A 25,018-nucleotide genomic window follows, 5' to 3' on the forward strand; every position below is an offset into this window, starting at 1 on the left:
ACAGGCAGGCCTAGTATTAATCAACCTAGAGGTTTATAAATATTTAGGTTGATTATGAGAGGGTGGGAATCGTGGCGGATGACGACGCGGCTTTGGACGTGGCTTTCCTTGCCCTGGCCGACCCCGTTCGTCGACGCATCATCGCCCGGTTGAGCCGTGGTCCGGCCACCGTCAATGACCTGGCCGAACCCTTCGAGATTTCCAAACAGGCAGTTTCGAAGCACATCCAGGTACTCGAGCAGGCAAATTTGGTCACCCGCAGCAGGGACGCCCAGCGCCGGCCCGTCCACCTGAACCCTGCACGGCTGGAGGCGCTCACTGCCTGGATCGACCAGTACAGGCTGGTCCGCGAAGGGCAGTTCCGCAGCCTCGATGCGGTGCTTGAATCCAGCGCCGGGCAAACGGCGCCAAAGGCAAAGGACAGGAAATGACCAACGAACTGAAGATCACCGCCCCCGAGGGGCTCCCCTACATCGACTTCGAGCGTGAGTTCGACTTTCCGGTCGCGGACGTGTTCCGGGCCCACAAGGACCCGGGACTGGTGGTCCAATGGCTTGGCCCGCGGGGCATGAAGATGGAAATGGACCACTACGACTTCCGCACGGGCGGAAGCTACCGGTATATCCATACCGGCCCGGAGGGGGTGCCGTACGAATTCCGTGGCATCTTCCACACGGTGCGCGAGAACGAGTTCGCCCTGCAGACCTTCGAGTTCGGCGGCTATCCGGACTCGGTCAGCCTGGAGTCCATGACGTTCGAGGAGCTCGACGGCGGCCGGTGCCGGCTGCGGGGCCACGCCATGTACCAGAGCATGGAGGCACGCGACGGCATGCTGCACTCAGGCATGGAGGGTGGCATGTCCGAAGGCTACGAGCGGCTGGACGAACTGTTGGCGGGCGCATCGGTCTGACGCAGGAGGAGGGCTTCGTCCAGCACACGGCCAAGGTTGTCGGCATCGTGGGCGAAACGGCCCAGGAAGAGTCCGTCCGCGGCCGGCAGCCGGGGAAGCAGTCCGGGCCCGGCGCTGCCGCCGTAGATAAGGGGGCAGGCAGGGCCAAGCTCTGCACGGATCCGCGCCAGGACGGCGTTGACGTGGTGCGGTGGGGCGGGCTCCTCCGCACCGATGGCCCAGACTGGTTCGTAGGCCAGGACCAGGCGGTTCAGCAGGGCGGGGTCGCCGTCCGTGGCGGCGCGGACCTGTTGCACGCAAAAGGCGGCGGCAGCTCCGTCGTCGAGCCTGTCCGGCTCGCCGATGCAGAGCAGCGGGGTGAGGGACTGTTCGACGGCGGCACGAACCTTGCGTGCCACCACGGCGTCGTCCTCCGCGAAAAGTTTGCGGCGTTCGGCATGGCCGATCTCGACGAGGGAGACGCCAAGTTCGGCCAGCATGCCGGGGCTGACTTCACCGGTCAGTGGCCCGTCGCCCCAGGCGCAGTTCTGCGCGCCGAGGAGTACGGGCGAACCTGCCAGGATCCGCGCGGCGGGCTCCAGGACAGGGAAGGAAGGGATGACGAAGACCCGGACCGGGGACTCCGTGGCAGAATTCATGCCCAGTCCGGGCCTGTTGTCCACGATGGAACGCACCTCCGACAGCCAGCGCAGGCTTGCCTGGTAGCCCAGGTACATCTTGGTGCTGACACCGATGTAAAGGGGGCTGTTGCCTGTGCTGCTGCCGGAGGTGCTCATGGTTTCCTTGCGTGGATGGTGTGGAGCGCTCAGTCGAGCAGGTCGTCGGCCTTGTTCTTGAACCGCCTGGTGGCGAACATCATCGCCGCCGCCACGAACGGCAGGACGCCCAGGGCGTAGACGCCCATGGAACCCGTTGGCGACTGGGTGGCCTCATTGACTGCGGTCCGCAGGATGGGTGCCACGAAGCCGCCCAGGTTGCCCAGGGAGTTGATCAGTCCGATACCTGCGGCGGCAGCAGACCCGGCAAGGAACGCGGTGGGATAGGACCACACCACCGGGCCCACGGCCAGGAAGCTGCAGACGGCCAGGGTTATGAAGATCATGCCCAGGACGGGCTGGTGGTTGGTACCTGCCCAGGCCGACCCGAAGATGCACAGGCCGGTGGAGACAAACAGGACGGTGCCGAACTTGCGGCGCTTGGCCACCGTGTCCGCGGCCTTGCCGATGAAGTAGCAGGAGAAGATGCCGAAGAACCACGGGACGGCGATGAGCAGGCCGACGGCGAGCCCCACCTTCTGTCCGGTCAGCGAGGACACCTGCTGCGGCAGGAAGAACGTCACGCCGTACACTGCGACCTGCAGGCAGAAGTAGATCACGGTGAAGTACCAGACCCGGCCGTTGCGCATGGCGGCGAGGATGCCGCGGGGCCCGGTCTCGTCCTTGATGGTGTCCTCCAGGGCCATGACCTCCTTCAGCGCGTACTTTTCCTCGCTGTTAAGGAACTTGGCCTTTGCGGGGCCGTTGATCAGGAAGAAGAACGCCGCGATGCCGGCCAGGACGGCCAGCAGGCCCTCAACGAAGAACATGACCTGCCAGCCACGCAGTCCCGGCACCTGGTCGCCGATGTTGATCAGCCAGCCGGAGAGGGGGTTGCCGATCATCTGGGAGAACGGCTGGGCCAGGTAGAAGATGGCGAACATCTGCACGCGCACCTTGTTGGGGAACCATTCGGCGAGGTACATGATCACACCGGGGAACAGCCCGGCTTCGGTTACGCCCAGGAGGAAACGCAGGATCACGAACGAGGTCTCGCCCTGCACGAACGCGAAGCATGCCGAGACGATGCCCCAGGTGATGGCGATGCGCGCCAGCCAGATCTTGGCGCCGACCTTCTTGAGCAGCAGGTTGCTGGGAATCTCGAAAAGCGCGTAGCCAATGAAGAAGATGCCGGCGCCGAGGGCGAAGGCCGCGGCAGACACCCCCTTGTCCGCCCCTAGGGCGGCCTCGGCAAAGCCGACGTTGGTGCGGTCCAGGAAGGACACGACGTACAGGATGACCAGCATCGGCATAAGCCGGCGGGCTGCCTTGGAAATCGCGGACTTCAGGACCGGACGGGCCAGGAGTTCCTTGGATGTTGCGGTGGTTTCGGACACGACACTCTCCTTCGAGTGGTGACGTTGGTGGTTCCGCGGGCCGGCGGTCCGCGGGGCTTGTGGTGGCACCCTGGTTGGGGTGCCGTCAGTGCATGTACAGGCCGCCGTCGACGTTCAGCGTCTGGCCGGAGATGTAGCCGGCGTCCTCGCCGATGAGGAAGGAAATGGCCGCCGCGATGTCGCGGGTGGAGCCCACCCGGTTCACCACCAGGTCCTTGACGAGTTCATCCTTGCGTTCCTCGCTGAGGGTGCCGCCCATGATGTCGGTGTCGATCGGACCGGGTGAGATCGCGTTGACCGTGATGTCGTACGGGCCCAGCTCGCGGGCGGTGGCGCGGGTCAGGCCGATGACGCCGGCCTTGGCCACCGAGTACGGGGTCTTGCTGAAGGTTCCGCCGCCGCGCTGCGCCGAGACGGAGGAGATGTTGACGATCCGGCCCACCCGGTTCTTGACCATCGATTCGGCCACGCGACGGGTGGCGTAGTGGACACCGTTCAGGTTGATGCTGAGTACGCGGTCCCATTCGGCGGCGTCCAGCTCAAGGTACGGCACCGGGGAGCTCACGCCGGCAATGTTGGCGAGGGCCACAAGCTGCGGAAGTTCGGCCTCGATCCCGTCGATGGCCGCCCGGACCGACGCCTCGTCGCTGACGTCTGCACCGGCACCGTGGGCTTTGATTCCGTGTTTTTCGGCAAGCTCCTTGGCCGCGGCCTTACAGGCTGCGTCGTCGATATCGATCACGCCGATGTTCCAGCCGCGCTCTGCAAGGTAGTCCGCGGTGGCGCGCCCGATGCCGCGCTCGGAGACGGCGCCGGTAACGATCACCGTGCGGTCTGTGGGAAATGCTGTCATGGAGGGTTCCTTAGGGATCAGGAAAGCGGGGCCGGGCCCAGCTCTTCAATGAGCTTCTGCATGGCGACGTACGCCTTGTTCCGGTAGGCAACCAGGGCGGCGGTCCGGTCTGCCGGGACGTCCAGGAATCCGGACCCGGTCTTGGTGCCCAGCTGGCCGGCGTCGACCTTTTCCTGCAGGATCTTCGGGGTGGCGAACCGTTCCGGGAACCCCGTCTGGAGGGACTTGTAGCAGAACGCGTAAACGTCCAGGCCGGCCATGTCGGCGATCGCGAACGGCCCGAAGAACGGCAGCCGGAAGCCGAAGGTGGTGCGGACCAGGGTGTCCACGTCCTCCGCGGTGGCAATGCCTTCCTCCACGACCTGGGCTGCCTCATGGAACAGGGCGTACTGGAGCCGGTTCAGCACGAAGCCGGTGACGTCCTTGACGGTGGCGGTTTCCTTGCCGGTCTCCCCCACGATGGTGCGCGCGGCCTGGACCGTGGCCTCCGAGGTCCCTTCGTGCGGTATGACTTCCACACCGGGGATGAAGGGGGCCGGGTTGGAGAAGTGGACGCCCAGGAAGCGCTCCGGATTCTCCACCACTTCGGCGAGCTTGGCGATGGAGATGGTGGAGGTGTTGGAACCGATAATGGCGTCCGGCCGGGCGGCGGCGCTGATCCGGCCCAAAGTGGCGTGCTTGATCTCGAGGATCTCCGGCACCGCCTCCTCGATGTATTCGGCGCCGGCCACGGCTTCTTCGATGTCCTTGGCGGCCCAAAGGTTTTCCTTGAGCAGGTCCGTGGCGTTGGCCGGGAAGAGGCCGGCCGCCACGAATTCGTCGGATTCCTTCAAAAGCCGCTCGTAGTTGCTTTGGGCGATTTCGGCGGAGACGTCGGCGAGTGCCACGCGGGCTCCTGCCAGTGCCAGGACCTGGGCGATCCCGCCGCCCATGTAGCCTGAGCCGACGACGGCGATGTTGCGAGTGGTCATTTGTCCTCAAGTCCTTCCGACGCGTCCTCATAGGAGGAAATGGCGTCTACTTTGGCCGCGGATGCGGAGTTTTCATCGAAGCGGTAGTTGAGCCACTCGCCCACCAGCTTCTTGGCCAGTTCAAGGCCAATGACGCGCTGGCCCATGGTGAGGACCTGTGCGTTGTTGGACAGCACGGAGCGTTCCACGGAGTAGCTGTCGTGCGCTGTGACGGCCCGGATGCCCGGCACCTTGTTGGCGGAGATGGCGACGCCCAGGCCCGTGCCGCAGATCAGCAGGGCGCGGTCCGCTTCGCCGGCAGCCACTTTGCGGGCGGCGGCGACGGCCAGGTGCGGGTAGGCCGTGGTGTCGTCGGCGCCAACCCCCACGTCTTCCACCGACGCGACGCGGGGGTCCGCCTCCAGCAGTTTGCGCAGGGCATTCTTGTATTCGACACCGGCTTCGTCATTGCCGACAACGATGCGCCAGCCCGGCTGGGATTGCTCAGTCATCAGGGTTCTCTCCTTTAGTGGCTTTCGATGGTGGCGGCGTAATCGGCCAGCCGCCGGGCGATGAGGCCGAAGGACACAGCACCGGGGTCGGGATGGCCCAGGCTCTTTTCGGCCAGCGGGCGTGCCCGGCCCTTCTTCGGGCTGAGCCCGGCGGTCTCGTCAGCGGCTTTTGCTGCCGCCTCCGCTGCCGCACGGAGGCTTGCGGCCAGGCTGCCGCCGTCGTCAATTGCGCGGGTGAAGGTCTCGGCGAACGGAAGCAGCGCATCCACCATGGTCTTGTCCCCGGCTTCCGCCTTGCCCAGGGTGATGATGGCATCGCGGAGGGCGTTGACGGCTGCGGCCGCATCCGAGGCGGTGTAGGAATCCTTGCTGCCCAAGGTTTTGCCGACGGCGGCGACGGCCGCGCCCCACAGGGCGCCGGAGGTGCCGCCGGCACGCTCGGCCCACTGCTCGCCCGCCGCCGTGAGGAGTTCCTCGAGCCCGGCGCCGGCCGCGTGGGACTTCTCTGCGGCGGCAACGGCGGCATCAACGCCGCGGCGCATGCCGATGCCGTGGTCGCCGTCCCCGGCGATAGCGTCCAGTTTGCCAAGCGCGTCCTCGTGTTCGACGACGACGGACCGGGCTTCCTTCAGCGCGCCCACCGCCGTCGCGGCCAGGGCAGTCGATGCCGGCGTAGCGGCCAGCGCGGGCGCCGTTCCAGCTTCGGCGAGTGCCTCCACGGAGCGGGCCCGGCGCGGAGCCAGGTTGCCCTTGCGGAAGGCAGGGGTGTCGGCAGGCGCTGCCCAGAATGTCTCCAGTTCCGCGTCCAGCCAGAACAGCGTCAGGGACAGCCCGGACATGTCCAGGCTGGTCACCAGCTCGCCGCACTCCGGCTCCACGATTTCCAGTCCGGCCCCGGTCAGCAGCGCCTCGATCTTGCCGAAAAGCAGGAAGAGTTCGTCGTACTTGACCGTTCCCAGGCCGTTCAGGATCGGCACCACCCTGGTGCCCGCGGCGTCCGGCTTGTCCTTCAGCAGGCCGTCGACCAGGAGCCGGGCAAGTTCGCTGGCGGTTGGCAGGGGCTGCCCGGAGATGCCTGGTTCACCGTGGATGCCCAGACCCACCGACATCATGCCCTCAGGCACCGTGAACAAAGGTTCGGCTGCCCCGGGAAGGGTGCAGCCGGCAAAGGCAACGCCGAGCGAGCGGGTGTGGTGGTTGGCCTTGATGGCGAGGCGCTCCACCTCGTCCAGGTCCAGGCCCGCTTCCGCTGCCGCGCCGGCCACTTTGAAGACCGTCAGGTCCCCGGCGATGCCGCGGCGCTTGGTGATTTCCTCCAGCGGGGCGCTGGCAATGTCATCGGTGACCAAGACGGTCCGTGTCTCGATTCCTTCGGCGTTCAGTTTGTCCTGGGCCTGGCCAAAGTGAAGGACGTCGCCGGCATAGTTTCCATAGCTGAGCAGGACTCCCCCGCCGGTCTGGGATGCCTTGGCCACGCGGTACACCTGCCCCGCGGAGGGGGACGCAAACATATTGCCGCAGGCGCTTCCGGCGGCCAGCCCTGCGCCCACCAGGCCGGCAAAAGCCGGGTAGTGGCCGGAGCCGCCGCCGATGACCAGGGCCACCTGGCCGGCGGGTGATTCGGTGGAGCGGACAACACCGCCGTCGACACGCGCCACATACTGGCGGTTGGCGGCCACGAAGCCGTCAAGGGCGTCGTCTGCGAACTGCGCTGGATCATCAAATATCTTTGTCATGATTCCTCGTTGAACCCGTTGGATCGGTTGGGAAGCCTGCCGGCTAGCGTGCAGGGACTGCCGCGGGGGTTTGCCGGCCCTGGGCCACCAGGCTGGTGCCCAGGGTGTAGCCGTCGCGCTTGGGGAGGACCTGGCGGCGGAGGTAGTCCTGGTTGGCGGCTGTCACGCTCAGGCCGTCGCCGCCGTAGTGCTCCGTGCAGATCACGCCCTGGAAGCCGACCGAGATGGCGAACTGGAACGCCTCGCGGTAGCTGATGAGGCCTGATTCCATGGGAGCCGGCATGGCGACGTACTGGTCGCGGGCCTGGTCTTCATCGCGGATGTAGTTCTTGACGTGCCAGTAGTTGGAGTACGGCAGGGTCTTGTGCACCAGCTCCCGCCAGTCTTCGATGGGGCGGTGCAGGCGGATCAGGTTGCCCAGGTCCGGGTTCAGCCCAACGTTGGGCAGGTCGATGTCCTGGACCAGCTGCACAGAGGAGTCGCCGGTGCCCAGGTACGTGTCCTCGTACATCTCCAGCGACACCAGCAGGCCAAGTTCGGCGGCGTGCTTGCCCACTTCGCGGATGCGGGTGACGGCGTTGTTCCAGCTTTCCTTGTCACCCACCGGGTCCTTGTGGCCTTCGACGGTCCAGAACCACAGCTGTTTCCGCTGCTCCGGGGTAATGGCCTGGTGGAGCCCGATCGAGACAACCTCGCAGCCAAGCTGTGCCGCGGCTTCGAGCGTCCGGTGGGTGTAGGCCAGGTTTTCCTCCCAGTTCCCTTCCTCGATCACGCTGCGGCGGATCGCGGAGATGGAGGGAAGGCCGAGGCCCGCAGCCGTGGCGGCGGCTTTCAGCTCGTCCAGCCGGGCGCTGGAAAGGTCGCCGGGACGGACCCAGCTGTCTGTGAGGTCGGCATTGGTGAAACCGGCGTCCGCCACTTCTTCGAAGACCTGCTGCCATTCGCTGGCAGGGGCGTCCTGGACGGCGGTCCCGTCCGGCCGGGTTCCGGGGAACTGCAGCAGGGCGGCGGCGATGGGCCAGTTTTCAGCGGTGTACGGCATTGTCACTCCAGATCATGAATCGCATTTCCTATAGGATCTACGCTGATAAGCGATCCTGTCAAGGGTTTGCGGGTGGATTCCCTGGGGGGAGTCGTGGGTTGGGGGCCTTTCCGGACCCCGGGCGCGCTGCTAGCTGCGCACTTCGCTGTCGTGCTGCGAGCGCTGCTTGACGCCCTCGATGTGGTCGATCATTTTTTGCCGGGCAAGTTCGGCGTCGCCGGCTTCAAAGGCCTTGAGGATCTCGGTATGTTCGGCGATGGCGTAGTCGGCGTCGGTTACGCCCAGGCCACCGAAGAAGCGGAAACGCTGTACCTGGCCGCCCAACGCGTTGTAGGCGGACAGCAGGAATTGGTTTTCCGCCGACTCGGCAATGAGCCGGTGGAAGCGCTCGTCCGCTTCCCAGTAGGCCCGGAACTCGGCAAAGGACGGGCCGCGCGGCGCGGCTTTCAGGTCCTCGATGGCCTGCTGAAGCTGCCCGGTGAGCTCCTGGTCTGCGTGCTTGCAGGCCATGAAGGCGTTGGCTGGTTCGATCACAAGCCGGGCGTCCATCAGGTCCGCCAGCTCTTCCGGAGAAAACAGCGGGGCTACCCGGTAGCCCCGCAGCGCCATCCTTCGAACCATGCCGGTGGCTTCCAGCCGGGCAAGCGCCTCCCGCACCGGCGTCGGCGAGACGTCCAGCTCCCTGGCCATCCCGTCAATGCTGACCGGCGTACCCGCTTCCAGCCGGCCGTCCATAAGGGCAACCAAAAGCGCCTCGTAGACGTGGTCCGCGAGGACCTGCCTGCTCACCCCGCCGGTGGCCTTGCTCTTGGTTGCCATGTAGAAATCCTATAGCCGCTGCAGGGGCGGGACGTTGCGGATGACGCACCGCGGCGGCGGTGCCGTGCGGCCGGCGGGCCGTACGGCACCGTGCGCCGGGGTACCGGGAAAGCGGACGTCAGGAAACCTGCAGGCCGCCGTTGATGTCATAGGTCGCGGCCGTGATGTAGCCGGCATCCTCGCTGAGGAGGAACGCGATCAGGGCAGCCACTTCCTCGCGGGTTCCCACCCGGCCCATCATGATCCCCTCTGACATCTGGGCCTTGCGCTCGTCACTCAGCGTTCCACCCATGATGTCCGTATCGATCGGGCCGGGCGCGATGGCGTTCACCGTAATGTTGTGCTCACCGACTTCGCGCGCCAGGGCACGGGTGAACCCGAGGATGCCGGCCTTGGAAGCGCTGTAGGCGACCTTGGAGTACGTTCCTCCGCCGCGCTGGGCGGAGATGGAGGAGATGCTGACGATCCGCCCGAGCTCCCGCTCAATCATGCCCTTGAGGACCCGCTGGGACACCACGAAGGTGCCACGCATGTTGATGGCGAAGACCTTGTCCCATTCCGCCACGGTGGTCTCCATGAAGGGAGTGGGGGAACTGATTCCGGCCAGGTTGACCAGTCCCACGATGGGCGGAAGGGACTGCTCAATTTCCGTGATGGCACGGTCCACCGAAGCCTCGTCCGAGACGTCGGCGCCTACGCCGATCGCCTTGACGGCACGGCTGGAGCCGATTTCCGCCGCTGCCGCCCTGGCGTCTTCGGCGTTGATGTCCAGGATGGCGATGGACCAGCCCTGGCTGGCCAGCCGGTCTGCGGTAGCGCGGCCAATGCCCCGGGCGGATGCCGCCCCGGTGAGGACCGCGGTACGTTCTGCGGGGAATGCGTGCTCTGTAGTCATTGCTGTTTCCTAGTGGGTATCGGCGGCAGGAACGGTGGCTCCGGGTGCGGAGACACCTTCCGGCCGCTTGCGTGCGTAAAGGTAGGTGGCGGCGGCAGTCACGGCGAGGCAGGCGGCCAGGAACACCAGGCCGGTCTGGGAGTTTCCGGTGGCGTCCTTGAGGATGCCCACGATGTAGGGGGCCACGAAGCCGCCCAGGTTGCCGAGCGAGTTGACCATGGCCAGTCCGGCTGCTGCCGCGGCGCCGGTGAGGGCGGCGGACGGCATAGCCAGGAAGGGCGCAATTGCGGAGTAGATGCCCATTGCTGCCAGGGTCAGGAAGACCATGGCGAGCACGGCGTTGACGGGGAGCAGGAAGCCGGCGCCCAGGAGTCCGACGGCGGCAAGCACCATGCTGGCGCTGGCGTGCCAAACGCGGTTGCCGGTTCGGTCCGAACGCTTGCTCCAGAAGTAGACGAACACGGCAGCGATGGCGTACGGGATGAAGACGATGAATCCCACCTGCGTTGAGTCGAACGTTCCGAGCGCCTTAACGATGGTGGGCAGCCAAAGGCCAAGGCCGTAGATGCCGCAGACCAGGCCGAAGTACAGCGCCGAATAGGCAATGGTGCGGGAGTCCTTCAGGCCGGCGAGGAAGTTGTGGTTGCCGGCCTTCTGCTTGTCCGCCAGCTCCGCAGCCATGGTGGTGGAGAGCCAATCACGTTCTTCCGGCTTGAGCCACTTGGCGTGTTCGGGGCGGTCCGTCATGACGAAAGGCGTAATGATGCCCAGGATGATGGCCGGGATGCCTTCGAGGATGTAGAGCCACTGCCAGCCGTGCAGGCCGGCCACGCCCTCGAGGTTCAGGAGCATGCCGGACACTGGCGCGCCCAGGGCGTTGGAGATGGGCTGGGCGAGGATGAAGATGCCGAGCACCGTCACGCGCTGCGCTGCCGGGAACCACAGCGTCAGGTAGAAGAGGATCGCCGGGAAGAAGCCGGCCTCTGCCGCGCCGAGGAGGAAGCGGATGACGTAGAAGGTGGCTTCACCGTTCACCAGGAACATCGCGGTGGCGAAGATGCCCCAGCTGATCAGGATGCGGGCGATCCATTTGCGGGCGCCGAAGCGGTACATGCCGCCGTTGGATGGAATCTCCAGCAGTGCGTAGCCGAGGAAGAAGATGCCGGCGCCCAGGCCGTAGGCAGCTTCGGTCAGGCCAATGTCGCCCTGCATGCCGAGCTTGGCAAAGCCCACGTTGTTCCGGTCCAGGTAGGCGATGAAGTAGAGGAGGACGATCAGGGGCATCAGCCGCCGGCGGACCTTGCGGAGGGTGGTCTCGCCCAGTTGGCTGAGTGCGGGGGCAGTGGCACGGGAGGTCATCGCAGGCCTCCGGTGGTGCGGGGACCCTCAAAAGGGGAATGCGCGCGCATGACGACTCCTTTGGCTGGCGGCATTTTCGGGGGTGACATCAGATGTCAGATGTCTGACTGAGATTCTAGTCACAGATAAATGTGGTCGTCAACACCAGACGCGTGGCAGTCCCCTCCGCAGATCTGGTGGATTGCCTGCCGCCCCCTGGAGGCTGCACCGGGGGGATCCTAACGGGCCGTCGTTTCGCTCCGGCTGGACATGGCAAGGAACTGCTCGTAGTCCTCAAAGGTCTGGGTGATGTGGGCATCCATGGTGGACCGGGCCGTGGCAGGATCGCCGGCCGCGATGGCAGCAAGGACCATCTTGTGGTGGTGGATGGCATGGCGCTGCACATCCGGGAATGCCGAGGTTTCGCGACGCATGGCATACAGCAGGGTGGAGAGCTGTCCCAGCAGGGCGGGCACGAAGGGGTTTCCGGAGGCCCGCAGCACGGTGTCGTGGAAGGCGATGTCGGCCACGGTCAGCGCGTCCACGTCTCCGGCCTGGTGTGCCGCTTCCATTTGCTCCACGCTGTCCTGCAGGGCGGTAAGGTCGGCGGGCCGGTGGCGGGAGGCAGCGAGTTCGGCAGCCCCGGTCTCCACCATGCGGCGGACTTCCAGCAGGCGCAGGGCCACCTGGTCGGAGGCCACTCCCCTGGATGCTGCGCGCATGATGGCGTCCAGCCCGGTCCAGCGCTCCGGCGGGTTGACGAAGGTGCCCAGGCCGCGCTTGACGTAGACAACGTCCTGCGCTTTGAGCACCTTCATGGCTTCCCGGGCCGTCAGCCTGCTGACACCCGATTCCTTGGCGATGTCAGCCTCAGGCGGCAGGGCGTCGTCGGCCTTTATGTCCCCGCTGATGATGTGCTCGAGGACCTTGTCCACGACGGCGTCGACCAGCGTGGGTCGTTTTTCTGCCATCGATAATCCCCTGCCTGCGCGCCCGGGGCGCCCTGTTTTCCTGTGCCAACATTACTCGACGGGGCTGGGCAGGCGCCGCCCGCCGTCGTCGCCGGTTGTTAAACAACGAACGCGGGGCCACCCGCAGGTCTGTCCCATGACTGGAAACGGACCCGGGGATGGCCCCGCGTTCTGAAGTGCTGCCTACAGGGCGGCGTAGACCTCGCGGAGCAGCTTGGCGGTCTCGGACGGCGTCTTGCCGACCTTCACTCCGGCGGCCTCGAGGGCTTCCTTCTTGGCCTGTGCGGTGCCTGCGGAACCGGAGACGATGGCGCCGGCGTGGCCCATGGTCTTGCCCTCCGGGGCGGTGAAGCCGGCAACGTAGCCGACGACCGGCTTGGTGACGTTGGCCTTGATGAAGTCGGCTGCGCGCTCTTCGGCGTCGCCGCCGATCTCACCGATCATGACGATGGCCTTGGTCTCGGGGTCAGCCTCGAACGCAGCCAGGGCGTCGATGTGCGTGGTGCCGATGATGGGGTCGCCGCCAATGCCGATGGCGGTGGAGAAGCCAAGGTCGCGCAGTTCGTACATCATCTGGTAGGTCAGCGTGCCGGACTTGGAGACCAGGCCGATGGGGCCCTTGCCGGTGATGTTGGCGGGGGTGATGCCCACCAGTGCTTCGCCGGGGGTGATGATGCCGGGGCAGTTCGGGCCGATGATGCGGGTGACCTGGTTGCCGTCGGCGTCCACCTTGGACTGGGCCAGCGCCCAGAATTCGGCGGAGTCCTGGACGGGAACGCCTTCGGTGATGACCACGACCAGGCCGATGCCTGCCTCGATGGCTTCGACGACCGCGTTCTTGGTGAAGGCCGGCGGCACGAAGACGATGGAGACGTCGGCGCCGGTTTCAGCCATGGCTTCCTTGACGGTGCCGTAGACGTTGATTTCCTTGTCGCCGTGCAGGACCGTGGTGCCGGCCTTGCGGGCGTTGACGCCGCCAACAATGTTGGTGCCGGCCTTGAGCATCAGGGCGGTGTGCTTGGTGCCTTCGCCGCCGGTGATGCCCTGGACGATGACCTTGGAGTCTTTGTTCAGATAGATAGACATGGTGCGTCCCTTTACTTCGCTGCGTTGGCGAGCTCGGCGGCCTTGTCGGCGCCCTCGTCCATGGTGGCGGCCAAGGTAACCAGCGGGTGGTTGGCCTCGTTGAGGATGCGGCGGCCTTCCTCGACGTTGTTGCCGTCGAGGCGGACTACCAGCGGCTTGTTGGCAGCGTGGCCCAGCTCGGCCAGTGCGCCGACGATGCCCTTGGCGACAGCGTCGCATGCAGTGATGCCGCCGAAGACGTTCACGAACACGGACTTGACCTGCTCGTCGCCCAGGATGACGTCCAGGCCGGCGGCCATGACCTCGGCCGATGCGCCGCCGCCGATGTCCAGGAAGTTGGCGGGCTTGACGTTGCCGTGGTTCTCGCCGGCGTAGGCCACGACGTCGAGGGTGGACATAACCAGGCCTGCACCGTTGCCGATAATGCCTACTTCGCCGTCGAGCTTGACGTAGTTGAGGTCTTGCGCCTTTGCCTTGGCCTCAAGCGGGTCGGCAGCGTCCTTGTCCTCGAGCTGCGCGTGCTTGGCGTGCCGGAAGTCGGCGTTCTCATCCAGGGAGACCTTGCCGTCCAGTGCCACGATGTCGCCGGCGCCGGTCTTGACCAGCGGGTTGACCTCCACCAGGGTGGCGTCTTCCTTCTTGAAGACATCCCAGAGCTTCAGGATCACGGCGGCGACCTTGCCGCGCAGTTCCTCGGCGAAGCCTGCGGCGGCGACGATTTCGTCGGCCTTGGCCTGGTCGATGCCCACGGCGGGATCGATGGCGATCTTGGCCAGCGCTTCGGGACGTTCGACGGCGAGCTGCTCGATCTCCATGCCACCTTCAACCGAGCACATGGCAAGGTAGTTGCGGTTGGCGCGGTCGAGCAGGACGGAGAAGTAGAACTCCTCGGCAATGTCTGCACCCTGGGCAATCATCACCTTTTTGACGGTGTGGCCCTTGATGTCCATGCCCAGGATGTTCGTGGCGTGCTCAAACGCCTCGTCAGCGGACTTTGCGACCTTGACGCCGCCGGCCTTGCCGCGGCCGCCTACCTTGACCTGTGCCTTGACAACGGTAACGCCGCCGATCTTCCCGGCAGCTGCCTTTGCTTCTTCTGGGGTGTACGCCACGATGCCGGCAAGCACGGGTACACCGTGCGCCTCGAACATATCGCGCGCCTGGTATTCAAACAGGTCCACGGTTTAGTGTCCTTCTACGTCGAAGTAGTTTCTGTACAGTCGGACACCATCTGTACGACGATGACCGGGCTGCGGATTGCACGCACCGGCGGCCTGTCTGGAAACGAGCCACGCGGCGTAATGCTCCATGGGGAACTCTAGTCCTTTGGAGGGACCGGGCCGTCCCAGACTACCCCTTATGTGAGTAAGCACACTATTCTATGGACGGTAGAAAAACCGCGGATTTACGGGGTTTTTTGGCCCTCGGACTGCGGCGGGTGGCTGGTTTTGGCTGGCCCCTGAATCAGCTCGTAACGTTTGGGCGAAACGAAGAATCCGACGCCGGCGGAGACGTTTCCGCATGCCACACCGTCGTTGTACGCGGAGCAGCGCAGCCCGTTGCGTTCCAGGTTCTGCCCGTCCGCCAGCACAGGCAGTTGGGCCAGGGGCCCGGTCTTGCTCCCCTTGGGCCCGAAAGCGGCTTCCATGGGTGTGACGCCGGAGCGGCATTCGCCGTAGCGGGCATTGTCCGGTGTCAGGAGGGCCACGCCGCCCAGGTAGCCCAAATGGGTTCCGGCGCAGTCGCCCTTGGTGTCGTCCGGCTGGAGCGCCGGATACGTGGCGAGCTCGCAGTAGGCTACCGGGACAATGGGCAGCTTGTTGTTGGACGCGTCGCTGTAGCGGTTCTGCTCGTAGGGCAGGTTCAGGTGTTCCCCGCGGGCGGACGTGAGCGAGCACGCGACGGTCCGGTCGGCGGTGATGAAAGAGAGGACGTCGTCGCCGCTGGAGAATGTCTTCGCATCAGCCAGCGGTGCCTTTTCCAGCTGTTCCATGGGCTGCAGCGGAGCCGGCGGAACGTAGGCGGGGTCTTTGGTGGTCACCGTGCAGCCCGTGGCAATGATAAGGAAAAGGGCGGCGAGCATCCCCCATACAGTCCGTCGCATGGCGTCCATTATGCCCGGGCGGGCGCGCCCATCAGGCGTCGAGTTTGGTGAGGGGGGCGTAGCGCAGCAGCAGGCGCTTTTCGCCGACGTCGAACTTCACCTTCGCCACGGTCTTGTCTCCGGCTCCTTCAAGGGCCAGGACCGTTCCGTTGCCGAAGCTGGTGTGGTTGACCTTGTCCCCCACGCTGACGGCAATGATCTCCTTTTGCGGCTGCACCCTGTTCTTGGCAATGAAAGCCGGCACGTCGGCGTTGAAGCCGGCCGATGAGTCCGCGGCCGCTCCGCGTGAGGTGCCGGCGCCCCAGAACGAACCGCTGTACCGGCCCGAACCAATCGAACCACCCCCGGCCCATGACTGGCGGCTGGTTCCCTCCCGTTTCCATTCCAGGAGCTCTGCGGGGATTTCCTCGAGGAACTGGCTGGCAGGGTTGTACTGGCTCTGGCCCCACATGCTGCGTACCTCGGACCGGGTCACGTACAGCCGCTTCCGGGCACGGGTGAGCCCCACGTAGGCCAGCCGGCGTTCCTCGGCGAGCTCGTTGGGGTCGGTGGCTGAGCGCTGGTGCGGGAAGAGCCCGTGTTCCATGCCGGTCAGGAACACCACGGGAAACTCCAGGCCCTTGGCCGTGTGCAGGGTCATCAGCGTCACCACGCCCAGCCGTTTGGCTTCGGCCACGGCGGCGTCAATGTCCGCGCCGGGGGCGTCCGGGATCTGGTCGGCGTCTGCCACGAGGGACACCTGTTCAAGGAAGGCGCCCAGGCTTCCCTCCGGATTCTCCTGCTCGTACTCGCGGACCACGGCCACGAGCTCGGCGAGGTTTTCCACGCGTGACTCGTCCTGCGGATCGGTGCTGGAGCGCAGCGCCGCGAGGTAGCCGGTCTGTTCAAGGACCGCTTCGAGTGCTGCGGCAGCCCCGGACCCGGCGGCCACCTCGGCGAGGTCGTCCAGCATTTTCACGAAGCCCAGGACGGCGTTGACCGAACGGGTGGCCATGCCCGGAGCCTGGTCGGCGCGGCGGGCGGCTGCCATGAAGGACGTGCGTTCGCGGCTGGCGAGGGCCGCCACGGCGCCTTCGGCACGGTCCCCGATGCCCCGCTTGGGTTCGTTCAGCACCCGGCGGAGGTTGACGTCGTCGTCCGGGTTCACCAGGACGCGCAGGTACGCGAGGGCGTCCTTGATTTCCTTGCGCTCGTAAAAACGTGTGCCGCCCACCACTTTGTACGGCAGGCCCACCCGCACCAGCACGTCCTCGATGGAACGGGACTGGGCGTTGGTGCGGTAGAAGATGGCGACGTCGCCCGGGCGGAGGTTCTCCTCGTCCTGGAGCCGGTCGATCTCCTTGGCGATGAACTGCGCTTCGTCGTGTTCGTTTTCGCCAACGTAGCCGATGATTTTGTGGCCTTCGCCTTCAGCCGTCCACAGCCTTTTCTCGGGCCTGTTGGGGTTGCGCGAGATCACCGAGTTGGCGGCACTCAGGATGTTCTGGGTAGAGCGGTAATTCTGCTCCAGTTTGATGGTTCGGGCCTCGGGGTAGTCCTTTTCGAACTCCACGATGTTCCGGATGTCAGCGCCGCGGAAGGCGTAGATGGACTGGTCCGAGTCGCCCACAACGGTAAGCTCCGACGCGCCAGGGCCTTCGCCCACGATCTCCCTGACCAGGGCGTATTGGGCGTGGTTGGTGTCCTGGTATTCGTCCACCAGGACGTGGCGGAACCGGCGGCGGTATGACTCTGCCAAGGCCGGGAAGGCGCGGAACATGTAGACGGTCTCGGCGATGAGGTCGTCGAAGTCCATGGCGTTGGCCTGCCGGAGGCGCTGGGTATAGCCCTTGTAGACGTCCGCCACCGCGTGTTCGAAGGGGTCGTTGTAGTTGGCCTCCGAGGCAAAGGAGTCGGCGTCGATGAGCTCGTTCTTCAACGCGGAAATCTTGTGCTGGATGGCCTTGGGCGCAAACTTCTTGGGGTCCAGGTCAAGGGACTTGGAAACCTGGGTAACCAGGCGCAGGGAGTCGGCGGAGTCGTAGATGGAGAAGTTGGATTTGAGGCCGACATTCGCTGCTTCCTGGCGCAGGATCCGGACGCAGGACGAGTGGAACGTGGAGATCCACATGATCTTGGCGCGTCCGCCCACCAGGGCCTCGATGCGCTCCCGCATTTCCGCGGCCGCCTTGTTGGTGAAGGTAATGGCCAGGATTTCGCCGTGGTGCGCCCGGCCGGTGGCGATCAGGTAGGCGATCCTGTTACTGAGCACGCGGGTCTTGCCCGAGCCCGCGCCGGCGACGATCAGCAGCGCGGATCCGCCGTGCTTGACCGCTTCCTCCTGCTGCGGGTTCAGCCCTTCCAGCAGCTGGGCAGCATCCGGGCGGCGGCTGCCATGGTGGCCGTCGTCGTGCCGGTTACCGGCGTTCCGGCTGGACTGTTGCCAGCCGCCTGAGCGGTGAAGACCGCCATCCTGCGGATCCGGCATCCCGCCCGGCCCCGCCGTGGTGGCAACGCCCTCAGGCTCCGTCCTGGTGCGGGCGGTGGAGGCAGGAGCGGCCTTGAACGGTCCGTCAGAGTACGGGTCAAACAACATATCCATGGTGCCTACAAGTCTAGGCGGTGGGACCGACAACGCCTTCCAGGCTGTGGATTACTCCCGGTGCACGGGCAATTGCCTTAGGCCACCGAGCCTGACTCGAGGGCCGCACGCAGCTCGCGGACCGCCGTCGTTCCTCCTGCGATGAACCACTCCAGCCCGTTGACGTGGACGGTGTCCACGGCCCCGCCGGCCGCACGGACGATCGCCTTGCCCGGCAGCCAGTCCCATTCCGGGCAGCTGTGCTGGAACCAGCACCCCAGCTGCCCGTCGGCTACCCGGCCCAGGTCGCAGGAACCGGATCCGAGCATGCGGAGGGATGCGGCGGAGGTGGCCGCAGCATGCCACGGCATGGCGCACATGGGGTCCATCAACCAGGTGGGGTGGATGTAGGTGGCGGCACCAAGTTCGGCAACGCCGGTGGTATTGCGCCTGCCTCTGTCCGCCGTGAATGTCGTCAGCAGATCGCCGTTGATCGTCGCCTGCCGGTCGTGCCCGCCAAGCCACAGCTTGTCCTCTTCAGGCTGGAAGACGGCGCCCAGGAGCACATCGCGGTGGTCCCTGAGTGCGATGGCGGAGCACCAGTAGGTGGAGCCGTGCAGGAAGTTGTAGGTGCCGTCCACGGGGTCGATCACCCAGGTGCGTCCGCTGGTTCCCTGGACGGAGGCGCCTTCCTCGCCCAGGATGCCGTCCTCCGGCCGGCAGCGCTGGAGCTGTTCCAGCACGTAAGCCTCCGCGGCGCGGTCCGCCGCGGTCACCACATCGGAGACGGAGGTCTTCTGTTCAGACTGCAGGCCGGCCATGCGCATGAGGAGCGCCAGCTGTCCGGCTTCACGGACCAGCGCCGAGGCCAGTTCGTAGTCGTCCAATGAGGGGTCAAGAACAGCTGCGCTGTGTCGGCCAGTGGTCATGGGTTCAGTTTATGGGGCGGGATAATGGTGGCATGGCCAAAACCCCTGCCCAGCGGATCAAGAAGCACGGCGCCAACGCGGCGGTGCCGCAACATCACCTGCCACCGGTGGTCAACCCCACCACTGCGCGCACGCCGGAAAAGGCGCAGGGCAACAGCAACCTGATCGTCATTGCCGGCGTGGTGGCCAGCCTGTTCCTGTTCTGGTACCTGCACCTGCTGACCCTGTCCCAGCTCACCCAGCTCTCCCAGGAAATGGCCATGCCTGATTCGTTGGTTGGTGGTTTTGACCCCGGCTACATCGGCCGGCTGCAGGGGGTCATGAACAGCGACGCCCTGGGCCAGCTGAACTATGTCCACAAGACCGCGGGCACCCTCTTCCCGCTGATCTTCGGGTTCACGTGGCTGCTGCTCATTGGGACCAACGTGGCGCGGAAGGCGGTGCGCTGGGCGCTCTGGGCTTTGCCCATGCTGTTCGTCGTGGTGCGGCTGTGGGGCAACGTGGCCATCGACGCCATGATGGGCACTGAAGGTCCCGACGCCGGCCAGGTGGCCCTGGCATCCGGCCTCACCATTGCAGGCTGGGTCCTTCTGGTGCTGAGCCTCCTGGCCGGGGCCGCGGCGGTGTTCCTCAACAGCAGGAAGAGGAAAGAGCCCTAAACGGCAGTTGCCTTTGCGGCAGCTGCCTCCGCCCGCCGCTGCATCCGGTGCCGATGCACCCGCTGGGCGATGACCAGCCCCGCTGCGGCCATCCCCACCGTGACCGGATAACCCATCAGCCGTTCCAAAGTGCCAGGCTCGGGAACCCCCATGCGGGTCAGTCCACCCGTGGCCGTGGCCGCCAGCGACACGCCTCCGCACACCAGCAGGAACCACGCCATCCCGGTCTTCCGAAGCCACAGCACGCCCAGCACCAGCAAAGCCAGCCCGCCGGAGATGAAATATGTGATGGCGCCGGCGTAGTGCCAGGGTGAGCCCGTATCCTCCGGGACCAGCCCCACCACCACGGTTCCCGCCCCGGCGGCTCCGGTGAGCAGCCGGACTGCGGAGGCCGCAAGCCAGGGCTCCCGGCGCCGCCAGTCCACCCGCGTGCCAGGCCGCGCGGCCACGCGCAGCAGGCCCGAGGTCAGCAGTACCGCCCCCACCAGCAGTCCCAGGCCCTGGACCACGAACGAGGCATTCATGAGCCAGTTCAAGGGCGAGCAGACATCCCGTCCGGAATAGATGCCGCAGTGGAGCGCCCCCAGGTCGCTGATGTACCCCGTCCGCAGGTCGTACGGGCGGGGTCCCGCCCACGCCATGGCCACGGCAGCCTCGGCGGCGAAATACTGCAGCACGCTCAACACCGCCCACGCCCCGATGTACTGCCGGGTGGACGCCACGTTCGGGGTGACGGCAGTGGCGGGAGTGGCAGTGGGTGCTGGACTCATGCCTTGAGCGTAGTACGGCCCGGCACCTTGTATGCTTGTAACCGTGTCCGGACGGACCGGCCCCGCCGGCCCCCGGGTGCGCGCCCTCGTAGCTCAGTGGATAGAGCACGGCTCTCCTAAAGCCGGTGTCGTTGGTTCGATTCCAATCGAGGGCACTTGAACTCTCCTTCCCCGGAGCCAAGCCTCCGCGCCTACCTCCTGGGCCGCCGCCCAACAAGCCAGCCGGGGCAGCCGGGCCGCTGGCTGGTGGAGCGGGACCTCCTGGACAGGTCGGACGGCACCCGCGGGACCTTTTCCGGCGTCGCGATTTTCACCCCCACGGACGACGGCGGCCTGGCCCTTCGCGAGGAAGGCACCATGCGGTGGCCTACTTTCACGGGCCCCGCCTCGCGCGAGTACGTCCTGAAACCCCTGCCGCAGCCCGATGCGCTGGACGTATTCTTTCCCGACGGCAGGCCGTTCCACCGTATGGGCTTCGCCCCCGATACCAGCCAGGACAGCCACTGGTGCGATCCCGACACCTACCGTGTTTCCTACACACGCCAGGGCCCGGACGCCTTCAGTTACAGCTGGGACGTGACCGGTCCCCGCAAGGATCTGCTGCTCGTCTCGCGCCTGGCAAGGATCACCGCATGAAGGATCGGATCGTGGTCTCCGCTGTCTGCGTGTTTGATGACGCCGGGCGCCTCCTGACCGTTCGGAAGCGCGGGACCGGCATGTTCATGCATCCCGGAGGCAAGCCGGAGCCGGGCGAAACCGCTGTGCAGGCAGCTGCGAGGGAACTCGCCGAGGAGGTCGGGATCGTGGTCCGACCGCAGGAGCTTGAACTGATGGGGGTGTGGATCGCCGACGCCGCGAACGAGGCCGCCACCGACATCGAAGCTACCGTCTTCATCGCCCCGGGCACATGGCAGGCCACGCCCGCCGCTGAAATCGCGGAGATCCGCTGGCTGGACATCAGCGTTCCGGCGGCCGCGGCCCTCCCCCACGACCTCGCGCCGCTGCTGACTGACCACATCCTGCCCCTGCTGGCGGCGCGGGCAGTCTGAGAACCAGCGGGAGACCAGGAACCGCTAGAACTCGGGGACCGACTCCTGCGCCACAGCCGTGGCCTCGGCAAACTGTGTCCGGTACAGCTCGGCGTAGCGGCCGTCCGCCGCCAGCAGTTCGGTGTGGGTTCCCCGTTCCACGATTTGGCCGCCTTCCACCACCAGGATGGCGTCCGCCGCGCGCACGGTGGAGAGCCGGTGCGCAATCACGACGGCGGTCCGGCCCTCGAGCGCGGCGCCCAGGGCTGCCTGCACGGCGGCTTCGTTCGTGGAGTCCAGTGCAGCAGTGGCCTCATCGAGGATGACGACCCGGGGTTGGGCGATCAGGAGCCGGGCGATGGTCAGGCGCTGGCGTTCGCCGCCGGAAAGCCGGTACCCGCGCTCCCCCACCACGGTCTCCAGGCCGTCCGGCAGGGACCTGATCATGGTCTCGAGGCGTGCCTGGCGCAGGACGTCCCACATGTCTTCGTCCGTGGCGTCGGGCCGGGCCAGCCGGAGGTTGGAGGCGATGGTTTCGTGGAACAGGTGGCCGTCCTGGGTGACCATGCCCAGGGTGTCCCGCAGCGAATCGAAGGTGGCGTCCCGGACGTCCAGCCCCGTCCCCGGCGCGGTGCCGCCAAGACGCACGGCGCCCGAATCGACGTCGTAAAGGCGCGACAGCAACTGGGCGATGGTGGACTTTCCGGCCCCGGAGGAGCCCACCAGGGCCACCGTCTGTCCTGGTTCCACCCGGAAGCTGACGCCGTGCAGCACTTCCTCGCCGCCCCGGGTGTCAAGGGTGGAGACTTCCTCCAGGGAGGCCAAGGAGACCTTGTCCGCCGAGGGGTAGGCGAAGCGGACGTTGTCGAACTCCACGGACACGGGCCCGGCCGGAACGGGCACGGCGTCCGGTTTCTGCTGGATGAGCGGCTTCAGGTCCAGGATCTCAAAGACCCGTTCAAAACTGACCAGTGCGCTCATGACTTCAACGCGGGCGTTGGACAGCGCCGTGAGCGGGGCATAGAGCCGCGTCAGCAGCAGCGCAAGGACCACCACGTCCCCGGGCGCGAGCTGGCCGCCCAGGGCGAGCCAGCCGCCCAGTCCGTAAACCAGCGCGAGCGCGAGCGCTGACACCAGCGTCAGGGCCGTGACGAACGTGAACTGCAGCATGGCCATGCGGACGCCGATATCGCGGACACGGCCCGCGCGGGCGGCGAACTCGCGGGATTCCTCATCCGGGCGGCCGAACAGCTTCACCAGTGTGGCGCCGGGCGCGGAGAACCGCTCCGTCATCTGGGTGCCCATGGCCGCGTTGTGCGCAGCGGCTTCGCGGCGCAGGTCCGCCAGTTTGGAGCCCATGCGGCGGGCCGGGATCAGGAAGATCGGCAGCAGCACCATGGCGAGCACGGTGACCAGCCAGGACCTGTTGAGCATCACGACCAGGGTCAGGGCCAGAGCCACGGAGTTGCTCACCACGCCGGAGAGCGTGCCGGCAAAGGCGGACTGCGCTCCGATGACGTCGTTGTTGAGGCGGCTGACCAATGCTCCTGTCCGGGTGCGGGTGAAGAAGGCAATGGGCATGCGCTGCACGTGGTCGAACACCCGGGTGCGCAGGTCCACGATGACGCCTTCGCCGATGGTCGAGGACAGCCAGCGGGTCAGCAGCCCCACCCCGGCTTCGCCCACGGCCACGATGGCGATCAGCACGGCCAGCCAGATCACGGTGCCGGCATCCGTCTTGGCGATGATGGCGTCAACCACCTGGCCGGCGAGCACCGGGGTGGCGACGGCCAGGAAGGCCGCTGCGATGGAGGAGAGCACGAAGGCGATGAGCTTGCCCTTGTGCGGAGCGGCGAAGGCCAGCACCCGCTTCAGGGTCTCCTTGGAGAACGGCTTGGAGCCGCTCTTGGCGGTGCTGATGTTGTAGAGCGAGCTCCACGCAACGCGGTCCATGCTCATGGTTATTTCTCCTGGCTTGCAGTGTGGTGGAGCTCCTGGACCGTGCCGTTTTCCAGGTGCCACCGGTAGTCGAGTCGGACATTTTCGAGCAGCCGGCGGTCATGGGTGACCAGCAGCAGCGCTCCGTCGTAGCTTTCAAGGGCCTCTTCCAGCTGCTCGATGGCGGGCAGGTCGAGGTGGTTGGTGGGTTCGTCAAGCACCAGCAGGTTCACGCCGCGCGCCTGGAGCAGGGCCAGGGCTGCCCGCGTCCGCTCCCCCGGCGAGAGGGAATCCACGGTCCGCGACGTGTGGTCCGCCTTGAGGCCGAACTTGGCCAGAAGGGTGCGGACGTCGGCGCTGTTCCAGTCGGCCAGTACGGCTTCGACGGCGTCGCCCAGCGGCTGGGCACCGTCAAGCAGGCCGCGGGCCTGGTCGATTTCGCCGACGGCGACGGTGGCACCCAGGGAGGCGTCGCCGTCGTCCGGTGCCTGGGTTCCCAGCAGGAGGCGCAGCAGGGTGGACTTCCCGGCGCCGTTCGGGCCCGTGATCCCGATCCGCTCACCGCCATTGAGCTGGAGGTTTACGGGTCCCAGTGTGAAGCTGCCCTGGCGTGCCACGGCGTTGCGCAGGGTGGCGACGACGGCGCTGGAGCGCGGCGCCTGCCCAATGCTGAATTGCAGCTGCCATTCCTTCCGGGGCTCCTCCACCACGTCCAGCCTGGCGATGCGTGATTCCATCTGCCGGACTTTTTGGGCCTGTTTCTCGGAGGACTCGGTGCTCGCGGCGCGCCGGATCTTGTCGTTGTCGGGGTTCTTCTTCATGGCGTTCCGGACGCCCTGCGAACTCCACTCACGCTGGGTCCGGGCCCGGGATACCAGGTCTGCCTTGGTGGCGGCGAAGTCCTCGTACTTCTCGCGGGCGTGCCGCCGCGCCACGGCGCGCTCCTCGAGGAAGGCGTCGTAGCCGCCGTCGTAGACTGCCACGCTGTCCTGGGCCAGGTCCAGCTCAACCACGCGCGTCACACAGCGGGCCAGGAACTCACGGTCATGGCTGACCAGCACCACCCCGCCGCGCAATCCCGTCACAAAGTTTTCGAGCGTGGCCAGCCCGGCGAGGTCCAGGTCATTCGTGGGCTCGTCCAGCAGCACCACGTCGAAACGGCTCAGCAGCAGGGCTGCGAGCGCCACCCGCGCCGCCTGGCCGCCGGAAAGCCCGGTCATCAGCGCTTCGGGACCAGCGTCCAGGCCCAGTTCCGCAAGCACGGCAGGGATGCGGTCATCCAGGTCGGCGGCGCCGGAGGCCATCCAGCGGTCAAAGGCCCGGGCGTACGCATCATCTGCCCCGGGGGCACCGGAGCCAAGGCCCTCGGCGGTGGACTCCATCTCGTGGGTGGCTTCGGCGCAGCCGGTCCGGCGGCCGATGTACCCTGCCACCGTTTCGCCTGGAACACGTTCGTGTTCCTGGGGCAGCCAGCCGACGAAGGCATCGGCCGGGGCAAGGCTGACGGAGCCTTCCTGCGGTTGGTCAACACCGGCCAGGAGGCGCAGCAGCGTGGACTTCCCGGCGCCGTTGGCGCCCACGACGCCGACGACGTCGCCGGGGGCTACGGTCAGGGAGAGCCCGGAAAAAAGGGTGCGGTGGCCGTGGCCGCCGGAAATGTCCTTGGCGACAAGCGTTGCAGTCATGGTGGTCCTTTCGCCGCTGCCCGGACAGCCGTTGACGGCCGGCAGAGGCGGCACAAACAGGCCGCGGCGCCGCTGGGGCTG

The 25,018-nt window shown here is 66.4% G+C and carries 24 protein-coding genes and 1 tRNA gene; 6 read left to right on the plus strand and 19 right to left on the minus strand.

Annotated features, from left to right (window positions below; genetic code table 11):
* Positions 1-71 precede the first annotated feature (71 nt).
* Positions 72-431 (plus strand): helix-turn-helix transcriptional regulator, encoded by a 360-nt coding sequence (locus NIBR502771_RS00610; RefSeq protein ID WP_141161354.1) that lies wholly within the window; start codon positions 72-74, stop codon positions 429-431.
* Positions 428-910 carry an SRPBCC family protein gene (locus tag NIBR502771_RS00615; protein ID WP_141158007.1) on the plus strand — a complete coding sequence of 161 codons (483 nt, stop codon included), beginning with the start codon at positions 428-430 and terminating at the stop codon, positions 908-910. The genes NIBR502771_RS00610 and NIBR502771_RS00615 overlap by 4 nt, the downstream gene beginning before the upstream one ends.
* Here NIBR502771_RS00615 and NIBR502771_RS00620 read toward each other — a convergent pair.
* The 16 genes from NIBR502771_RS00620 to NIBR502771_RS00695 all read right to left on the minus strand — a co-directional run bounded on the left by NIBR502771_RS00620 (position 868) and on the right by NIBR502771_RS00695 (position 18,857).
* Positions 868-1,686 carry a triose-phosphate isomerase family protein gene (locus tag NIBR502771_RS00620; protein ID WP_141158008.1) on the minus strand — a complete coding sequence of 273 codons (819 nt, stop codon included), beginning with the start codon at positions 1,684-1,686 and terminating at the stop codon, positions 868-870. The genes NIBR502771_RS00615 and NIBR502771_RS00620 overlap by 43 nt on opposite strands.
* 29 nt (positions 1,687-1,715) lie before the next feature.
* Positions 1,716-3,062, minus strand: coding sequence for an MFS transporter (locus NIBR502771_RS00625; protein ID WP_141158009.1), 1,347 nt, complete (start codon positions 3,060-3,062; stop codon positions 1,716-1,718).
* Between the two features lie 85 nt (positions 3,063-3,147).
* Complete coding sequence (locus tag NIBR502771_RS00630; protein ID WP_141158010.1) at positions 3,148-3,915, minus strand: SDR family NAD(P)-dependent oxidoreductase; 768 nt, start codon at positions 3,913-3,915, stop codon at positions 3,148-3,150.
* 17 nt (positions 3,916-3,932) lie between these two features.
* Positions 3,933-4,886: a 3-hydroxyacyl-CoA dehydrogenase family protein gene (locus NIBR502771_RS00635; RefSeq protein ID WP_141158011.1), complete on the minus strand. Its 954-nt coding sequence runs from the start codon at positions 4,884-4,886 to the stop codon at positions 3,933-3,935.
* Positions 4,883-5,377 (minus strand): ribose-5-phosphate isomerase, encoded by a 495-nt coding sequence (locus tag NIBR502771_RS00640; RefSeq protein WP_141158012.1) that lies wholly within the window; start codon positions 5,375-5,377, stop codon positions 4,883-4,885. Before NIBR502771_RS00640 ends, NIBR502771_RS00635 begins: the two co-directional genes overlap by 4 nt.
* Positions 5,378-5,391: 14 nt before the next feature.
* Positions 5,392-7,113 carry a dihydroxyacetone kinase subunit DhaL gene (gene dhaL / locus NIBR502771_RS00645; RefSeq protein ID WP_141158013.1) on the minus strand — a complete coding sequence of 574 codons (1,722 nt, stop codon included), beginning with the start codon at positions 7,111-7,113 and terminating at the stop codon, positions 5,392-5,394.
* A gap of 43 nt (positions 7,114-7,156) precedes the next feature.
* Entirely contained in the window at positions 7,157-8,155 is a 999-nt protein-coding gene (locus NIBR502771_RS00650; protein ID WP_141158014.1) for a sugar phosphate isomerase/epimerase, read from the minus strand.
* Positions 8,156-8,284: 129 nt separating this feature from the next.
* On the minus strand, positions 8,285-8,974 hold the full coding sequence (locus NIBR502771_RS00655; RefSeq protein WP_141158015.1) for a GntR family transcriptional regulator: 690 nt from the start codon (positions 8,972-8,974) through the stop codon (positions 8,285-8,287).
* 118 nt (positions 8,975-9,092) lie between these two features.
* A complete protein-coding gene (locus NIBR502771_RS00660; RefSeq protein WP_141158016.1) occupies positions 9,093-9,869 on the minus strand; it encodes an SDR family NAD(P)-dependent oxidoreductase in 777 nt (258 codons plus the stop codon).
* 9 nt (positions 9,870-9,878) lie between these two features.
* Positions 9,879-11,228 (minus strand): MFS transporter, encoded by a 1,350-nt coding sequence (locus NIBR502771_RS00665; RefSeq protein WP_141158017.1) that lies wholly within the window; start codon positions 11,226-11,228, stop codon positions 9,879-9,881.
* Positions 11,229-11,446: 218 nt separating this feature from the next.
* A complete protein-coding gene (locus NIBR502771_RS00670) occupies positions 11,447-12,178 on the minus strand; it encodes a FadR/GntR family transcriptional regulator (protein WP_141158018.1) in 732 nt (243 codons plus the stop codon).
* A gap of 183 nt (positions 12,179-12,361) precedes the next feature.
* Positions 12,362-13,264 (minus strand): succinate--CoA ligase subunit alpha, encoded by a 903-nt coding sequence (sucD, locus tag NIBR502771_RS00675; RefSeq protein WP_018769572.1) that lies wholly within the window; start codon positions 13,262-13,264, stop codon positions 12,362-12,364.
* A gap of 11 nt (positions 13,265-13,275) precedes the next feature.
* The gene (sucC, locus tag NIBR502771_RS00680; protein WP_141158019.1) at positions 13,276-14,445 is read right to left on the minus strand and encodes an ADP-forming succinate--CoA ligase subunit beta; all 1,170 of its coding nucleotides are present in this window, start codon (positions 14,443-14,445) and stop codon (positions 13,276-13,278) included.
* Between the two features lie 224 nt (positions 14,446-14,669).
* A complete protein-coding gene (locus tag NIBR502771_RS00685; protein ID WP_246839766.1) occupies positions 14,670-15,377 on the minus strand; it encodes a hypothetical protein in 708 nt (235 codons plus the stop codon).
* A 22-nt stretch (positions 15,378-15,399) separates the two neighbouring features.
* A complete protein-coding gene (gene pcrA / locus NIBR502771_RS00690; protein ID WP_371706646.1) occupies positions 15,400-17,943 on the minus strand; it encodes a DNA helicase PcrA in 2,544 nt (847 codons plus the stop codon).
* Positions 17,944-18,026: 83 nt separating this feature from the next.
* Positions 18,027-18,857, minus strand: a complete 831-nt coding sequence (locus tag NIBR502771_RS00695; protein ID WP_141158021.1) for an inositol monophosphatase family protein — start codon at positions 18,855-18,857, stop codon at positions 18,027-18,029.
* A 32-nt stretch (positions 18,858-18,889) separates the two neighbouring features.
* Between NIBR502771_RS00695 and NIBR502771_RS00700 the strand changes: the two genes are divergently transcribed.
* On the plus strand, positions 18,890-19,516 hold the full coding sequence (locus NIBR502771_RS00700; RefSeq protein WP_141158022.1) for a hypothetical protein: 627 nt from the start codon (positions 18,890-18,892) through the stop codon (positions 19,514-19,516).
* Here the strand turns inward: NIBR502771_RS00700 and NIBR502771_RS00705 are convergent.
* Complete coding sequence (locus NIBR502771_RS00705; protein WP_141158023.1) at positions 19,513-20,286, minus strand: DUF998 domain-containing protein; 774 nt, start codon at positions 20,284-20,286, stop codon at positions 19,513-19,515. The two genes, NIBR502771_RS00700 and NIBR502771_RS00705, sit on opposite strands and share 4 nt — an antisense overlap.
* Positions 20,287-20,368: 82 nt before the next feature.
* Between NIBR502771_RS00705 and NIBR502771_RS00710 the strand changes: the two genes are divergently transcribed.
* The 3 genes from NIBR502771_RS00710 to NIBR502771_RS00720 all read left to right on the plus strand — a co-directional run bounded on the left by NIBR502771_RS00710 (position 20,369) and on the right by NIBR502771_RS00720 (position 21,335).
* A tRNA-Arg gene (locus NIBR502771_RS00710) sits at positions 20,369-20,441 on the plus strand.
* Position 20,442: 1 nt separating this feature from the next.
* Positions 20,443-20,922, plus strand: coding sequence for a DUF6314 family protein (locus NIBR502771_RS00715; RefSeq protein WP_210411291.1), 480 nt, complete (start codon positions 20,443-20,445; stop codon positions 20,920-20,922).
* Complete coding sequence (locus NIBR502771_RS00720) at positions 20,919-21,335, plus strand: NUDIX domain-containing protein (RefSeq protein ID WP_141158024.1); 417 nt, start codon at positions 20,919-20,921, stop codon at positions 21,333-21,335. Before NIBR502771_RS00715 ends, NIBR502771_RS00720 begins: the two co-directional genes overlap by 4 nt.
* A gap of 24 nt (positions 21,336-21,359) precedes the next feature.
* Here NIBR502771_RS00720 and NIBR502771_RS00725 read toward each other — a convergent pair whose 3' ends face one another.
* Positions 21,360-23,273, minus strand: a complete 1,914-nt coding sequence (locus NIBR502771_RS00725; protein ID WP_141158025.1) for an ABC transporter ATP-binding protein — start codon at positions 23,271-23,273, stop codon at positions 21,360-21,362.
* A gap of 2 nt (positions 23,274-23,275) precedes the next feature.
* Positions 23,276-24,937, minus strand: a complete 1,662-nt coding sequence (locus NIBR502771_RS00730) for an ABC-F family ATP-binding cassette domain-containing protein (RefSeq protein WP_141158026.1) — start codon at positions 24,935-24,937, stop codon at positions 23,276-23,278.
* Between the last annotated feature and the right edge of the window lie 81 nt (positions 24,938-25,018).

The organism is Pseudarthrobacter sp. NIBRBAC000502771 (assembly GCF_006517215.1).
Lineage (GTDB): Bacteria > Actinomycetota > Actinomycetes > Actinomycetales > Micrococcaceae > Arthrobacter > Arthrobacter niigatensis.